The sequence below is a fragment of the Streptomyces sp. NBC_01515 genome, assembly GCF_045040345.1.
GTDB lineage: Bacteria > Actinomycetota > Actinomycetes > Streptomycetales > Streptomycetaceae > Streptomyces.
This window is the reverse complement of record NZ_CP109416.1, coordinates 5133578-5148923: the sequence shown is the minus strand read 5'-3', so window position 1 is coordinate 5148923 and position 15346 is coordinate 5133578. Positions and strand designations below refer to the sequence as shown.

At 71.6% G+C, this 15346-nt stretch carries 13 protein-coding genes; 7 read left to right on the top strand and 6 right to left on the bottom strand.

Annotated elements, in window-relative coordinates; all coding sequences use genetic code 11:
• Positions 1-29: 29 nt before the first annotated feature.
• A complete protein-coding gene (locus OG407_RS22855) occupies positions 30-665 on the bottom strand; it encodes a TetR family transcriptional regulator (protein WP_403589031.1) in 636 nt (211 codons plus the stop codon).
• Positions 666-799: 134 nt separating this feature from the next.
• Here OG407_RS22855 and OG407_RS22850 point away from each other — a divergent pair, with 134 nt between their 5' ends.
• The 3 genes from OG407_RS22850 (at position 800) to OG407_RS22840 (ending at position 4632) form a co-directional block, all read left to right on the top strand.
• The gene (locus OG407_RS22850; protein WP_405860701.1) at positions 800-1534 is read left to right on the top strand and encodes a VOC family protein; all 735 of its coding nucleotides are present in this window, start codon (positions 800-802) and stop codon (positions 1532-1534) included.
• Between the two features lie 191 nt (positions 1535-1725).
• On the top strand, positions 1726-4065 hold the full coding sequence (locus OG407_RS22845; RefSeq protein ID WP_405860700.1) for a PQQ-binding-like beta-propeller repeat protein: 2340 nt from the start codon (positions 1726-1728) through the stop codon (positions 4063-4065).
• A gap of 36 nt (positions 4066-4101) precedes the next feature.
• Positions 4102-4632: a hypothetical protein gene (locus OG407_RS22840; protein WP_405860698.1), complete on the top strand. Its 531-nt coding sequence runs from the start codon at positions 4102-4104 to the stop codon at positions 4630-4632.
• Between the two features lie 16 nt (positions 4633-4648).
• Here OG407_RS22840 and OG407_RS22835 read toward each other — a convergent pair whose 3' ends face one another.
• The 3 genes from OG407_RS22835 to OG407_RS22825 are packed head-to-tail and all read right to left on the bottom strand — an operon-like array spanning position 4649 to position 7002.
• Entirely contained in the window at positions 4649-5422 is a 774-nt protein-coding gene (locus OG407_RS22835; protein WP_405860696.1) for an enoyl-CoA hydratase/isomerase family protein, read from the bottom strand.
• Positions 5419-5835, bottom strand: a complete 417-nt coding sequence (locus OG407_RS22830) for a Zn-ribbon domain-containing OB-fold protein (protein ID WP_405860694.1) — start codon at positions 5833-5835, stop codon at positions 5419-5421. Before OG407_RS22830 ends, OG407_RS22835 begins: the two co-directional genes overlap by 4 nt.
• Positions 5836-5853: 18 nt before the next feature.
• A complete protein-coding gene (locus tag OG407_RS22825) occupies positions 5854-7002 on the bottom strand; it encodes a lipid-transfer protein (RefSeq protein ID WP_405868543.1) in 1149 nt (382 codons plus the stop codon).
• A 113-nt stretch (positions 7003-7115) separates the two neighbouring features.
• On the opposite strand from OG407_RS22825, the gene OG407_RS22820 reads away from it, so the two are divergent.
• Complete coding sequence (locus OG407_RS22820) at positions 7116-8696, top strand: FadD3 family acyl-CoA ligase (protein WP_405860692.1); 1581 nt, start codon at positions 7116-7118, stop codon at positions 8694-8696.
• A 132-nt stretch (positions 8697-8828) separates the two neighbouring features.
• Here OG407_RS22820 and OG407_RS22815 read toward each other — a convergent pair whose 3' ends face one another.
• Complete coding sequence (locus tag OG407_RS22815) at positions 8829-9014, bottom strand: hypothetical protein (RefSeq protein ID WP_403588684.1); 186 nt, start codon at positions 9012-9014, stop codon at positions 8829-8831.
• Between the two features lie 218 nt (positions 9015-9232).
• Positions 9233-12193 (bottom strand): BTAD domain-containing putative transcriptional regulator, encoded by a 2961-nt coding sequence (locus OG407_RS22810; RefSeq protein WP_405860689.1) that lies wholly within the window; start codon positions 12191-12193, stop codon positions 9233-9235.
• 210 nt (positions 12194-12403) lie between these two features.
• Here OG407_RS22810 and OG407_RS22805 point away from each other — a divergent pair, with 210 nt between their 5' ends.
• The 3 genes from OG407_RS22805 to OG407_RS22795 all read left to right on the top strand — a co-directional run bounded on the left by OG407_RS22805 (position 12404) and on the right by OG407_RS22795 (position 15324).
• Positions 12404-13657 (top strand): amidohydrolase family protein, encoded by a 1254-nt coding sequence (locus OG407_RS22805; protein WP_403588688.1) that lies wholly within the window; start codon positions 12404-12406, stop codon positions 13655-13657.
• Positions 13654-14577 (top strand): LLM class F420-dependent oxidoreductase, encoded by a 924-nt coding sequence (locus OG407_RS22800; protein ID WP_405860687.1) that lies wholly within the window; start codon positions 13654-13656, stop codon positions 14575-14577. Before OG407_RS22805 ends, OG407_RS22800 begins: the two co-directional genes overlap by 4 nt.
• A gap of 96 nt (positions 14578-14673) precedes the next feature.
• Entirely contained in the window at positions 14674-15324 is a 651-nt protein-coding gene (locus tag OG407_RS22795) for a response regulator transcription factor (protein ID WP_405860685.1), read from the top strand.
• Positions 15325-15346 lie beyond the last annotated feature (22 nt).

Genomic DNA, 15346 nt, shown 5'->3' with positions numbered 1-15346 from the left:
GACTTGGGACCTGGAAGCAGGAACAGCTCCTACTTCGTCGGCTTCTTGCCGGTCACGCCCAGGTGGACCAACAGCGCCAGGTTCGGCTTGAGTTCAGCCTGCTTGACGCCCCACGTCTGGAAACCCTTCTGGTGCGAGGCGACGGCCGCGAGCATCGCGACCAGTGAACCGGCCATCGCCGCCGGGTTCACGTCCTTGTCGACCCTGCCCTTGGCCTGCAACTCGGCCACCGCGTCCGAGAGGGAGTTGTTCACGGAGTTCAGGATCTTCATCCGGATCTTGTAGAACCGTTTGTCTCCCTCGGCGGCTCCGAGGTCGACGACCCTGAGGATCGCGTCGTTCCTGCGCCAGAACTCCAGGAAACCGTCCACGAGTTCCTGGGAGGTCTGCCAACCCGCCTTGCCGACCCATGACCGGCCGGCCAGCAGTTCGGTCAACTGACCGCCCTCCGTGGCCATTTGCTCGGCGATCTCCAGGACGGCGCCTTCGACGTCCGGGAAGTACTGGTAGAAGGTCGCGGGTGAAGTCCCCGCCTTCCGGGCGACATCGATGACTTTGACGTCCCGGTAAGGGGAGGAGCTGAGCATCTCGCTTAGGCAGTCGAGCAGCTTCTGCCGGGTCGCCTGCCCACGCCGGCCGGCCACGCGGCCGTCGACGGTACGCACTTGTCCTGTCATGCCGTCAGCTTACCGAGGGGTGATCGGAGCGCGATTCGGCCGACTGCAAATGGGGTGCACGGGGGTCGAGAGGGTGGTGTGCCTGGTCTGCGGGGTGCGTGCGGCGCCGTTACTTTGACGGTATGGCCGAAAACAGGGCATCCGCGAAGGAAAAGACCTACGGAGAGGGCGTCCCCTGCTGGCTGGACGCGCAGCTGCCGGACCTGGCCGCGGGCAGGCGGTTCTACGGCGAGCTCTTCGGGTGGACCTTCGAGGAGGCGTACGGCGGCTCCGTATGGGCCCGCAAGGACGGCGAGGCCGTCGCGGCGCTCGCCCACAAGGCGGACGGGCGGATGCCGACCGTGTGGACGGTGTACTTCGCGACACCGGACGTGGTGCGGCTGAGCGGGCGCATCCGGGAGGCCGGCGGGCAGGTCGTGATGGCGCCGGTTTCCTTGGGGGAGCTGGGCACCGCCGTCCTCGCCGCCGACCCGGAGGGGGCCGTCTTCGGGCTGTGGCAGGCCGCCCGCCATTCCGGTTTCGGCACCCGGCACAAGGCGGGCACCTTCGGCTGGGCCGAGCTGTACACCCGCGACACGGAGGCCGCGAACACTTTCTACGGCGGACTTTTCACAGCTGCCTTGTTCGGACCGGACGCCGCCCCTGATTTCGGGCGCGCTCCCGTCTCCGACGTCTTCCCGGTGGAGATGCCGCCGCATTTCCTCGTGCACTTCCGGGTCGAGGACATCGAGGCCGTGCTGGGGGCCGTGCACCGGCTCGGGGGGCGGGTTCAGGTTCCGCTCTTCGAGACGTCGTACGGGAAAGTGGCGGTCGTCACGGACAATCAAGGGGCGTCGTTCGCACTGCTGCAACGCTGACCGCAACGCTGACACCTGGATGTTTGTCCGGAGATATGGCGAGACACCCCGATTAGTCGCCGGGTTCGCAACCTGTGGCCCGGCCAGGAAGAATCAGGGTGCGTGCCGCCATGGCGGTGCGGTGGTGAGACGCTGCACGGGGTCGCGTACATATGTGGGTGGCGTGGCCCGTACGGGGAGGTGGCAGGCAAGTGGTGGATCAGCTGACGCAGCACGATCCGCGGCGGATCGGGCCGTTCGAGGTGCTGGGACGGCTGGGCGCGGGCGGCATGGGGCTGGTCTATCTCGCGCGCTCGGCGTCCGGCCGGCGGGTGGCGATCAAGACCGTGCGGACGGAACTCGCCGAGGACCAGCTCTTCCGGGTCCGCTTCACGCGCGAGGTCGAGGCGGCGCGGGCGGTCTCCGGGTTCTACACGGCCGCCGTGGTCGACGCCGATCCGCGGGCCGCCGTGCCCTGGCTGGCCACCGCGTACGTGCCCGCGCCCTCCCTCGAAGAGATAGTGAACGAGTGCGGGCCGATGCCGGCCCAGGCGGTGCGCTGGCTCGCGGCGGGGGTCGCGGAGGCGCTCCAGTCCATTCACGGCGCGGGTCTCGTTCACCGTGACCTCAAACCGTCCAACGTGCTCGTCGTCGAGGACGGGCCGCGCGTCATCGACTTCGGTATCGCCTCCGGTGTGTCGAACACACGTTTGACGATGACGAATGTGGCCGTGGGTACCCCGGCCTACATGTCTCCCGAGCAGGCGAAGGACTCCCGCAGCGTCACCGGCGCGAGCGACGTGTTCTCGCTCGGCTCGATGCTCGTCTTCGCCGCCACCGGACATCCCCCGTTCCACGGCGCCAACCCCGTCGAGACCGTCTTCATGCTGCTGCGCGAGGGTCCCGACCTCCAGGGACTCCCGGACGAGCTGCGCCCCCTCATCGAGTCCTGCATGCAGATGGAGGCCACCGGCCGGCCCAACCCGGCCGACCTGCAGGCCCAGCTCGCCCCGCACCTCTTCGGCTCCGGCTCCGACGACAGCGGTACGGCCTCGGCCTGGCTGCCCGAGCGCGCGGTGACCCTGATCGAGACCCGGCGCGGCGGTCGCCCGCCCGTGAAACCGACGCCCACCGCCGGGCGCAGCGGTGGTGGCGGGCGCGCCGCCGTACCGCCCCCGCCCTCCCACGACCCCGTCGTGCCCGTCCCGGTCGGCGCCCCCGACACCGGGCCCGTACGCCTGGCCGGCGCCCCGGTCCCCATCGGCCCCGGTCCCCGTGTCGCCGACGCCCGCGCCGCCGCCGTGAAGGCACCCCCTCCGGAGGCCGGCCTGGTCGCCTCCTGGTCCCGGCCCCGCCCCGGCGTCAACGGCGCCGACCCCGCCGCCGTACCCCCGCCCCCCGCGCTGCCCCCGGAAACGGCCGCCGGCTGGCGCCCCTGGCGGTTCCGCATGTCGAACGACGTCTGGGGCACCCCGACCGTCGCCGGCGACCTCGTCTACGTCACCTCCTTCGAGGTGCACGCCCTGGACGTGCAGACCGGCCGCCGCTCCTTCAAGACCCGGGACGTCGCCTGGTCGATGGCGGTCGCGGACGGCCGTATCCACGCCTCGGACGGCCCCACCCTCTTCGCCCTGGACGCCCGCGAGGGCGGCGACCTGTGGCGGCTGTCCACCGACGCCTGGGTGTACTCCCTCAAGGCCGAGCGCGGCACCGTCGTCACCGGCACACGCGGCGGCGGGGTGCAGGCCTGGGAGGCGTCCACCGGACAGAAGCTGTGGCAGCTGACCGGCGCGCAGACCGACTTCGAGTCCCCGGAGGCGGGCCCGGCCGTGCACGACGGCACCGTCTACGTCTGGCAGGACGCCTGCCTCCGCGCCCTGGACGCCCGGACGGGCGACGAGCGCTGGGCGTACCCGATCGGCGACGCGGCCTCCTGCGGCGGTGTACCCGTACGGATCACCCCCGCCCCCGACGGTCAGGTCTACGTCGCCGCAGGCACCCGCGTCCTCTCCGTCGAGGTGGCGAGCGGCCGGGTCCGCTGGCACTTCGAGGCCCCGGCCGTCTTCCTCTGTCCGCCCACCTTCGCCCCCGGCCCCGCGGTCACGGGCGGCGGCATCTACCTCGCCGACTACCTCGGCACGGTCTACGCCCTCGACGCCGCCGACGGCCGCGACCGCTGGCGCATCGCGACCGAGTCGCGGGCGTCGATCGAACCGGTCCTCGTCGCCGCCGGCCACGTCCACGTCGGCAGCGGAAAAGGGCTCTACACGCTCGACGCGGTCACCGGTACACCCAAGTGGCGCTTCCAGGCGGGCGGCGACATCGTGGGCACCCCCGCGGTCGCCGAGGGCCGTATCCACTTCGGCTCCACCGACCACCTCCTCTACACCCTCAAGTCCGACGACGGCCGCCTCCGCTGGAAGCTCGCCACCGGCGGCGAGATCACCGGCGCACCGGTGGTCAGGGACGGCGTCGTGTACGCGTGCAGCAAGGACCGCTGCGTGTACGCCCTCGACGCGGAGAAGGGCACGGGCACCGCAAGGACCGCGTGAGCGGTGCCAGTTGACCCAGGTGGGTACCATGATCGGATGCACACGCGGGGGCGCACGCTCAGATTCACGGCGGTACTGGCACTGACGGTACTCACCCTCACCGGCTTCTCCACGGGACGGCACCACAGCCACAGCCGTCACGGGAGCAGCGAGGGCGGGGGCGGGTGCAGCAGCTCCAGCCAGGACCACGACACGTCGACATCGTCGGGCGGTACGACGAACGGCTCGACGCACCGTTCGCGGCCCACCTACCGTTCCACCCCCACGGCGACCTCGTCCGCCACCGCCCGGCCTCTGAAGGACGGCACCGCGGTGCTCAAGCGGTGCGCGAGCGTTGCCGACCCGTACACGACTGTCGAGGTCAGGAACCCGAACGGGCGCGAGGCGCTCTTCACCGTGAAGGTCGCGTACAAGGACAGGACCGGGTTCACCCTGGCCGACGCCGGCAGCCAGGTGTCGGTGCCCGCGAACGGCAAGGCGACCCTCCGGATGGCCGCCGCCAGTACAGGGGCCCTGGACCGGCTCGATCACTGCGAGGTCGATCCACGGGCCACGGCCGATCGGTGACGCCCCTCAGTGCCGCTCACCGGGTCCGGAAGCCGCCGTTCTTCCGGTCGGCGAACAACTCCGCCTGCCGTTCGGTCGGGAGATTGCCGAGGGCGATCAGCGGCGGCGCCTGCGCATACGCCTGCGCCCGCGCCGCCTCCTTCGCCGCCCACAACGCCCGCACCGTCCCCTGGACCCCCTCGGTCGGATACCCGGCGATGACGGTCGCGCAGGCCACGGCCGCCTCCAACGCCCGCCCGGGTTCGGTGAGTTCGGAGACCAGCCCGAGCTCGTACGCCCGCCGCGCGGAGATCCGTTCCGCCGTCCCCATGAGCATCATCCGCGCGACCTCGCCGTACGGCATCCGGTGCGCCATCAGCACCGACTCGTAGGCGCTGACCATGCCGTACGTGGTGTGCGGGTCGAAGAACACGGCGGTCGGGTCGGCGATGACGAACTCGCTCTCGCCCAGCAGGTAGAACGCCCCGCCGCAGGCCATCCCGCGCACGGCGGAGATCACCGGCTTCCACAGGTCGTTGGCCTTCGGGCCGATGTGCAGCAGCGGATCGTCCTGCATATAGGGCGAGTCGGGCTGCGGGACCACCGCGTCCCGGTCGAGCCCGGTGCAGAAGGCGCGCTCCCCGGCGCCGGTGAGGGCGACGGCCCGTACGGAGTCGTCGAACCGCAACTCCCGCCACACTGCGGCCAGTTCGGCGGCCGTGGTGAGGTCGATGGCGTTGAGCTTGCGCGGCCGGTCGAGGGTGACGACCGCGACGCCGGTGGCCTTGTCGACGGAGATGCCGAGCGTCATGACCGCTCCAGAACCCACTGCGGGAGCCCGTCCGCGTCGAACACGACCTGCACCCGCGCCCCGATCCGAATCCGGCCCGGCGCAAGGGAGTTGATCGCGGCCCCGGCCTCGCTGACGAGGTTGCCGACCAGCCGGATCCGCGGGGCGTCGACCAGCTCGACGACGATCACGTTGTAGGGCGCGACGGCCGCGTAGTCGGGGAGAAGAGGCGGATGCGGGAAGACGTACGACCACACCTTCCCCCGCCCGCTCACCCGCCGCCACTCGCTCGCGAAGGACTGGCAGTGGGGGCAGCAGGGGCGGGGCGGGAAGCGGGGCTCGGCGCAGTCGGCGCAGGTCTGGACGCGGAGTTCGCCCGCGCGGGCGTACTGCCAGAAGGGGGCGCCGTCGGTGTCGGTGAACGGAGTGAGCATGGCGGTCGACTCCTCATTTCACTTCGTGAGCAGCAGGGCGGAGGTGGGGACGCCCTCGCCCGCCGTCACCAGGCAGGTGGCGGCGTCCGGGACCTGAGCGGTGCTGGTGCCGCGCAACTGCCGTACGCCCTCGTTGATCAGGTTGAAGCCGTGGACGTACGCCTCGGAGAGGCCGCCGCCGCCGGTGTTCAGGGGGAGTTGGCCGCCGATCTCCAGAGCGCCCCCCTCCGTGAAGGCGCCGCCTTCGCCGCGCCCGCAGAAGCCGTAGCCCTCCAGGGAGAGCGGGACGAGGGCGGTGAACGCGTCGTAGATCTGGGCGACATCGACGTCCTGCGGGGTGAAGTCGGCGTGTTTCCACAGGTGTCGGGCGGCGGTCCAGGCGGGGCCGGTGAGCGGGTCGTCGTTCCAGTAGTTGACCATGCCGTGGTGCTGGGCGGGGAGGCCCTGCGCGGCGGAGTGGACGTACACGGGGGTGCGCCGGCAGTCGCGGGCGCGTTCGCGGGAGACGACCACGCAGGCCAACGCCCCGTCCGTCTCAAGGCAGTTGTCGAAGAGGCAGAGGGGTTCGCTGATCCAGCGGGAGGTCATGTACATCTCGCGGGTGAGGGGCCGGTCGTACATGATCGCGGCCGGGTTCTGGTTGGCCCTGTTCCGGCAGGCGAGGGCGACGTTGAACAGGTGATCCCGGGTGGCGCCGTACTCGTACATGTAGCGCCGGGTGAGCATCGCTATCTCGTCGGCCGGGCGGAGGAGGCCGAAGGGGCGGGTCCACTGGGCGGGGGTGGGGAGTTGGCGGGTCGTGTTGGTCCACGGTCTCGCCCCGCTGCCGCGCTTCCGGGACCGCCAGGCGACGCCCACGGTGGCCTGCCCGGCGGCGATGGCGGTGGCGAGATGGGCGACGGTCGCACATGAACCCCCGCCCCCGTATCCCACCTTGCTGAAGAAGGTCAGGTCCCCGAAGCCGACCGCCTTCGCCAGCTCGACCTCGTCCGTCTCCTCCATCGTGTAGGAGGCGAGGGCGTCGACCTCGCCCGGGGCGATGCCCGCGTCGTCGAGGGCGGCGAGTACGGCACGACACGCCAAGGTCCGCTCGTCCTCGGGGAGTTGCTTCGCGAAGGAGGTCTGTCCGATGCCGACGATCGCGGTCGCGTCCTTCAGTCCGGCCATGCGCTGTCCGGCCATGTTCTGTGCACCTCCGCGTGACACCGGGGCTGCTGACAGGGCGTCAGGCTACAGCTAATCTGACGGGTAGTCAGCTAGTGGGTGTGGGGAGGCCGTTCATGCGCGGAAACGTGGAGTGGGACACCGTCCCGGGCCTGGTGCGCTCGGCCGCGGAACGGTACGCGGACGCCGAGGCGGTGGTGGAGGGCCGGACCCGGATCTCGTACGCCGAACTGGGCGCCCGGGTGGAGCGGGCGGCGGCCGCCTGCATCGCCGCCGGGGTCGAGGTCGGCGACCGGGTCGGCATCTGGGCGCCGAACTCGACGGACTGGATCGTCTCGGCGCTGGGCGCGGTGTCGGCGGGCGCGGTGCTGGTGCCGCTGAACACGCGGTTCAAGGGGAGCGAGGCCGCGTATGTGCTGCGCAGCAGCGGGGCGCGGTTGCTGTTCGTGACCGGGACGTTCCTGGGGACGTCGTACGTGGCGTCGCTGCGGCGCGCGGCGGGGGAGGGGGCCGGGGACGGTCCGCTGCCCGGACTTCCGGCGCTGGAGCAGGTGGTGGTGCTGGCCGATGACGCGCCCGCCGACTTCCGTACCTGGAAGGACTTCCTGGCGGGCGGGGAGGGGGTGGGCGCGGCGGAAGTACGGGAACGGGAGCGGGAGTTGGACGGTTCGACGGTCTCGGACATCATCTTCACGTCCGGTACGACCGGCCGGCCGAAGGGTGCGGTGATCACGCACGCGCAGACGCTGCGGGGATACGAGATCTGGAGCGACCTGGCGGGGCTGAGACAGGGCGACCGCTACCTCATCGTGAACCCCTTCTTCCACACCTTCGGCTACAAGGCGGGCGTGATCGCCTGTCTGATGCGGGGCGCGACGATGATCCCGCAGTCGGTGTTCAACGTCGACACGGTGCTCGCGAACATCGCGGCGGAACGGGTGTCGGTGTTGCCGGGCCCGCCCACCCTCCACCAGTCCCTCCTCGACCACCCGGCCCGGGACGCGCACGACCTCTCGGCGCTGCGGCTGGTGGTCACGGGCGCGGCGGTGGTGCCGTTGCGGCTGGTGGAACGGTTGCGGGGCGAGCTGGGCGTGGGGACGGTGCTGACGGCGTACGGCCTCTCGGAGGCCAGCGGCATCGTGACGATGTGCCGGCGCGGGGACGATCCGGCGGTCATCGCGTCGACATCGGGGCGCGCGATTCCGGGGACCGAGGTGCGGGTGGAGGCGCCTCCCGGTTCCCCGGGCGAGGTGCTGGTCCGCGGCTTCAACGTCATGCGGGGCTACTACGAGGACGCGGCGGCCACGGCGGAGGTGCTGGGGGAGGACGGCTGGCTGCGCACCGGTGACGTCGGCGTCCTGGACGACGCGGGCAATCTCCGGATCACCGACCGGATCAAGGACATGTTCATCGTCGGCGGCTTCAACGCGTACCCGGCGGAGATAGAACAGCTCCTCGGCATCCATCCCGACGTGGCCGACGTGGCGGTGATCGGCGTACCGGACGCGCGGCTGGGCGAGGTCGGCAAGGCATACGTCGTACGGCGCCCGCGCGTGACGCTGACCGGCGACGACCTGATCGCCTGGGCGCGACGGGAGATGGCGAACTACAAGGTGCCGCGGGTGGTGGAGTTCGTGGGCGAGCTGCCTCGGAACGCGAGCGGGAAGGTGGTCAAGGGGGAGCTGCGGGGGCTGTGAGCGGCCCCTGTCGTCCTGGTCGTCCTGCGGTACGGCCGGCCCGGCGCGCGACCCCGCCCGCCCCCGGACGCACATCGGCCGCGACGGCTCCCCCTGGGCCGTCGCGGCCGATCCCCCGTGCTGGGAGAAGGTCTAGCTGGGGTCGGACGTGATGTGCGTGTTGTCCGGTGTGGCCGTGCCGTCGTCGTCCGCGGCCACGACGCTCTCGACGTCCGTGATGTGCGTGTTGAGCGGCTTGAGGCCGCCGGTCAGCTTGGCGTCGGTGATGTGGGTGTTGTCGGGCGTGACCGTGCCGTCGTCGTTCGTGATGTCGCTCATCGTGCTGCCCCTCGTTGGAGATCGCTTTCGAACTGTCGCGGGCCCATCCGGTCACTCCCCCGGGGGTGACCGGATGGGCCGTTGGAGCCGCCACTCTAGATCTCGGAAGTGGTGGCCTCACCGCCGGTCCGTCTGCCCCCCGACGCGACGGCCCGATACCCAGAAGAGTGCCGTGCGGCGATAAACGATTGATGAACGCCCCCGGCCCCGACAACGCCTCAGGCGCAGTCCGCCCCCGCCGGCGTCAGCAGGCCCCGGACCTCCTCCGCCTCCGGTGACTCCAGCCGCTCGTAGATCTCCAGCGCCTCGGTCCAGCAGACCTGGGCGCGGCCGGACTGGCCGATGCCGTTCAGGGCCTTGCCGAGGACGGTGAGGACGTTGCCGCGGCGCCATTCGCCGCCGATCTCGCGGAGCGGGGTCAGCGCCATCTCGGCGTTGGCCGCGGCCTGGGCGGGGCGCCGGGCCAGGAGGTCCACCTCGGCGAGGCGGAAGAGGGTCATGCCCTCCCAGAGGCGTTGCCGGCTCGCGCGGAACACGGTCAGCGCCTGCCCCAGATGCGCGACCGCGTCGGCCGGCTGGCTGTTCTTGCCGAGGGCCAGCCCGAGGGCGTAGTGGCCGTTGGCCGCCTTGAGGGTGTGCCCGAGTTCCTCGTACATCTCGGTGCCCTGGCGGGCGAGGCCGACCGCGCTGTCGGCACGTTCCGTCTGCAGGTGCAGGCGCGAGAGGTTGCACAGCGCCGACGCGGCGCCGGAGAGGTCCCCGCAGGCGCGGAAGCTCGCGATGGCCCGCTCCAGGAACTCCTCGGCCTCGTCGTAGCGGCTTTGGTAGAAGGAGTAGATGCCCAGGAGGTTCGCCGCCCAGCAGCACGGCAGCGCGTCGTCGGCGGCCTCCGACAGGGCGAGCGCCTGCCGTGCCTCCTGGTGGGCCTGCTCGAACTGCCCCGAGAAATGGCGGGCGTTGGCCAGCACCAGGACGGCCCGGCCCTCCGCCCGGCTGTCGGCGGCGTCGCGTGCCGCGTCGCGCAGGGTGGTGCCGGCGGCCTCGTACTCCTTGAAGTTCGCCCCGGACTCCGCGAGGTCGACCGCGGCCCACAGCAGGTCGACGGCGCGCCGCAGCGTCGTCCCGCCCGCCGACTGCCGTACGCAGGCCAGCAGCGGCATCGCCTCGCTGTAGAGCCAGTCCTGGGCGGCGCGGCGATCGGGGAAGACCAGTCCGTCGACGCCGGTCTCCTCCAGGTGGTCGACGAGGCGGTCGCCGGGGCGCTCGATGCCGTAGACCCCCGCCGCCGTCGCCAGATAGAAGTCCAGCAACCGCGAGAGCGCCGCCCCCCGCTCCGTCGGCGACGACTCGTCCCGTTCCGCGCACGCACGCGCGTAGAGCCGCACCAGATCGTGGTACCGGTACCGCCCGGGAGCCGCCGATTCGACAAGAGACGTGTCTACGAGGGACTCCAGCACGTCCTCCGTGTCCTCGACCGGGAGGTCCAGCACCGCCGCCGCCGCCGCGAGGGAGATGTCCGGGCCGTCGGCGAGGCCCAGCAGGCGGAACGCGCGGGCCTGGGCCGGCTCCAACTGGCCGTAGCCCAGCTCGAAGGTGGCCTTCACGGCGAGGTCGCCGGCCTGCAACTCGTCCAGCCTCCGGCGCTCGTCTGCGAGTTTGGCGGCGAGGACGGAGACCGTCCAGGTGCGGCGGGCCGCGAGGCGGGAGGCCGCGATGCGGATCGCGAGCGGGAGGAAGCCGCAGGCCGCGACGACGTCGAGGGCCGATTCCCGTTCGGCGGCGACGCGTTCGGCGCCCACGATCCGCGTGAAGAGCTGGAGGGCCTCCTCGGGGGACATCACGTCGAGGTCGACGAGATGGGCTCCCGCCAGGTCCACCATCCGGACCCGGGAGGTGACCAGCGCGGCACAGCCCTCCGTGCCGGGCAGCAGGGGCCGTACCTGGGCCGCGTCCTTGGCGTTGTCCAGCAGCACCAGCACCCGGCGGCCGTCCAGCACCGACCGGTACAGCGCGGAGCGTTCCTCCAGGGAGTCCGGTATCGCGGAGTCCGCGGTGCCCAACGCCCGCAGGAACGCGCCCAGTACGGTCTCCGGTTCGGCGGACCGGGAGCCCGCGCCCTGGAGGTCGACGTACAACTGGCCGTCGGGGAAGGCGGATCGGGACTGGTGGGCCACGTGGACGGCGAGGGTCGTCTTGCCGACCCCGCCGATTCCCGCGAGCGCCGACACCGCCATCACGCGGCCCTCCGCCGAGGCCAGGACGTCGCTCAGTTCCGACACGAAGGACACGCGGCCGGTGAAGTCCGGGACCGTCGCCGGGAGTTGGTGGGGGCGGACCGGTGCCGTCACGGTCTCCGCCGCCGGTGCGGAGGGCTCCGCGAGGCCCGGGTCGGCCTGGAGGATGCGGTTCTGGAGTTCGCGCAGGCCGGGGCGCGGGTCCACGCCCAGCTCGTCGGCGAGCAGACGCCGGGTGTCCGCGTACACGGCCAGGGCCTCCGCCTGGCGGCCCGAGCGGTACAGGGCGAGCATCAGCAGCTCGCGGAGGCGTTCGCGGAGCGGATGGGTCGCGGTGAGGGCGGTCAACTCGCTGACGGCCTCCGCGTGGCAGCCCTGCTCCAGGTCCATGTCGAGGCGGGATTCGAGGAGTTGGAGCCGCCACTCCTCCAGACGGACCCGCTGCGCCTCCGCATACGGCCCCGGCAGCCCGGCCAGCGGCTCGCCGTCCCACAGGGCCAGCGCCCGGCCCAGTAGGTCCCGCGCACGGCCCAGGTCACCCGCCGACTTCGCCTTCTCCGCCCCGTTCGCCAGGTCGTGCACCGCGGCCACGTCCAACGCGCCCTCGGGCAGCCCCCGTACGGCATACCCGCCCGACTCGCTGACCAGCACCCCGGCGTCCAGCGCCTTGCGCAGCCGGGACGCGTACGTCCGCACCGCGGCCAGCGCCTGCGACGGAGGGTCGTCACCCCACAGCGCGTCGATCAGCTCACCGGCGGTCGCCGTGCGGCCCTCGCGCAGCAACAGCGCGGCCAGCAGGGCGCGTTGCTGCGGCGAGCCCGTGTTCAGCGCGACAGGGCCCCGCCAGGCACGTACCGGACCGAGCACGCTGAAGCGCAGCGCGGTCGACTCCTCCGAGCCGGACCCGGGGCGCCGCTGCTCCGGTACTCGCGGTCCACCGTCCATCGCCGTTCCCCCTAGGCAAGCCTGTTAACTACGACAGTTTGCCTTGTCCGCGCCCGATGCGTCAGCTCTCGGGGGTGCCGGTCACAGGTGGCCGCGCGGGATATCACAAGGCCCTCACACGGCCTACGCACAGTTCCGCACACAACCGAGCATCCCGAACCCGGATCCAGCTAGCTGACGGGTCGTCAGATCGGCGCTACCGTGAGCGCCATGGACACCCAGAACCCCCAGCACACCGACCGGGCGACGCTCCCGCTGATCATCTCCGTCGACGACCACACCGTGGAGCCCGCCGACGTCTGGCAGCACCGGCTGCCCAAGAAGTACCTGGACACCGGCCCGCGCATAGTCCGCGCGCCACTGAAGGAAATGACCTTCCTCGGCGGCCGGTTCAAGCCCGTCATGGGCGAGCCGGGCGACGACGGCCCCATCGGCGACTGGTGGGTCTACGAGGACCTGCACCGCCCCCTCACCCGCCTCGACACCGCCGTCGGCTACAGCAGGGACGAGATCAAGCTCGAAGTCATCACTTACGAGCAGATGCGTCCCGGGTCGTACGACGTCCCGTCCCGGCTCGCCGACATGGACGTCAACCACGTCCAGTCCGCGCTCTGTTTCCCCACCTTCCCGCGCTTCTGCGGCCAGACGTTCACCGAGGCCGCCGACCGCGACCTCGGGCTGCTCTGCGTCCGCGCCTACAACGACTGGATGGTGGAGGAGTGGTGCGGCCCGGACGCGCACGGCCGCCTGATACCCCTCCCTCTCATTCCTTTGTGGGACCCGGAGTTGGCCGCCGCGGAGGTCCGCCGCAACGCGGCCCGCGGTACCCGTGCCGTCGCCTTCTCCGAGATACCCCCGCACCTCGGCCTGCCCTCCATCCACACCGACGACTGGGACCCGTTCCTCGCCGCCTGCGCCGAGACCGGCACGGTCATCGCCATGCACATCGGCTCCAGCAGCCGGATGCCCTCCACCTCGGCCGACGCGCCGCCCGCCGTCGGCTCGACGATCACCTTCGCCAACTGCTGCTATTCCATGGTGGATTGGCTGATGAGCGGCAAGTTCGAACGCTTCCCGGACCTCAAAGTCATGTACGCCGAGGGCCAGATCGGCTGGATCCCCTACATCCTGGAGCGCGCCGACGTGGTCTGGGAGGAGAACCGCGCCTGGGGCGGCGTCGCCGACAAGGTCCACCGCCCACCGTCCGAACTCTTCACCGAGCACGTCTACGGCTGCTTCTTCGACGACGCGTTCGGCCTGAAGAACCTCGACTCGATCGGCGTCGGGAACGTCCTCTACGAGACCGACTACCCCCACTCCGACTCCACTTGGCCCAAGTCCCGCGAGGTCGGCGAGGCCCAGATGGGCCACCTGGCACCGGACGTGGTCGAGCGGATCGTCCGAGGCAACGCGATCGACCTGCTGGGCCTCACCCCGGACGGCCTGTGGGAGGGCCCCAAGTGACCGGCCTCGGCTACGGCATTCAGCTGCCCGTCCAGTCCCAGAGCACCATCTACGCCGAGCCCTGGGAGGCCGACGCCGGCCCCGCCGACCTCGTCGAGATCGCGCGGGCCGCCGACCGGGCGGGCTTCGACTACATCGCGGGCTGCGACCATGTCGGCGTCCCGCGCCGCCTCGCCGCCGCCATGAGCACGATCTGGTACGACCCCGTCGCCACCCTCTCCTACCTCGCGGGCGTCACCGAGCGCGTCCGGCTCCTCAGCCATGTCGCGGTCGTAGGCCTACGGCACCCGCTGCTCACCGCCAAGCAGTACGCCACCCTCGACCACCTCAGCGGGGGCCGGCTGATCCTCGGGGTCGGCGCCGGGCACGTACAGGAGGAGTTCGAGGCGCTGGGGGTCGACTTCGAGCGGCGCGGGCCCGTCCTCGACGAGTCGATCGACGCCCTGCGTGCCGCGCTCGGGCCGGACGAATTCCCCGAGCACCACGGCAAGTTGTACGACTTCGAGGGGCTCGGGCAGCGGCCCCGGCCCGCGCAGGAACACGTCCCCCTCTGGGTCGGAGGATCGTCCCCCGCCGCCGTACGCCGGGCCGCGCTCAAGGCGGACGGCTGGCTGCCGCAGGGCGACCCGCGCGACAAGCTGCCCGCGCAGATCGAGCGGATACGACGGCTGCGCGAAGAGGCCGCCGTGGAAGGGCCGTTCGTGTTCGGGGCGATCACCGAGCCGCTGTACATCGGAGAAGCGGGGTGGGAGGTCGGGCGGCGCACGCTCACCGGAGCGCCCGAGGCCCTCGCGGAGTCCCTGCGGGCCTACGGAGCGATGGGCGCGGACCAGATCCAGGTGCGGTTCCGCTGCCGCGACCGGGCCGAACTCACCGACCAGATCGGCGAGTTCGGGGCCGAGGTGGGGCCGCTGCTCTGATCACGCCTTTGATCACGGCCTGTTTGAACACGGTTACGCCGAGCCGCGTATGTACGGACGTACGGACGTGATGGCTCCGGCGGAAGGACCCCCGAAGTGCGATCCTCCGAGCGGCTCGTAGTCGCCGTGGCCTCCGCCGGGGTCACCTGGCCGCACGAGGACTGGCCGCCCCCGGACGATCCGTACGTGGACCGTGTGCTGCATGTCCCCCCGCCCCACCACGGGTTGGCGGAGACCGCGGCGGACGTGGTCGTGCTGCACTGCGAGGACCCGGCCGTGTCCTTTCCGGGGCTGCTGGAGGTTCTCCGCACCCGGAGTGTCCCGGCGGTCGTGGTCAGTCCGCGCCGGGACACCGAGGCGGTGGTCGAGGTGTTCCGGGCCGGGGCGGGCTATCTGGTCGAGGGCGACCACTGCCCCGAGATGATGTCCTCGGCGATGCTGGCGGCCACCGTCGGGCACACCTACCTCTCTCCGTCGGCGTGCGACGCCCTGCGCGAGGGGGCCCGTCGGATGACCGCGACCGACGAGGCGATGGAGCGGCTGCGCGCCCTGCTCTCGCCGCGCGAGCAGCAGATCATGGAGCTGCTGTCGACCGGCCTGGGCGCACAGCAGATCGGGCAGCGCCTACGGCTGAGCGAGAAGACCGTGCGCAACAACCTCAGCAACATCTATGCCAAGTTGGACGCCAGGAGCGGCACGGACGCGGTCCTGCGCTGGCTGGGAGCCACGCCCGTTCTTCGCACCTGAGAATCGAGGAACCGGGGAACCG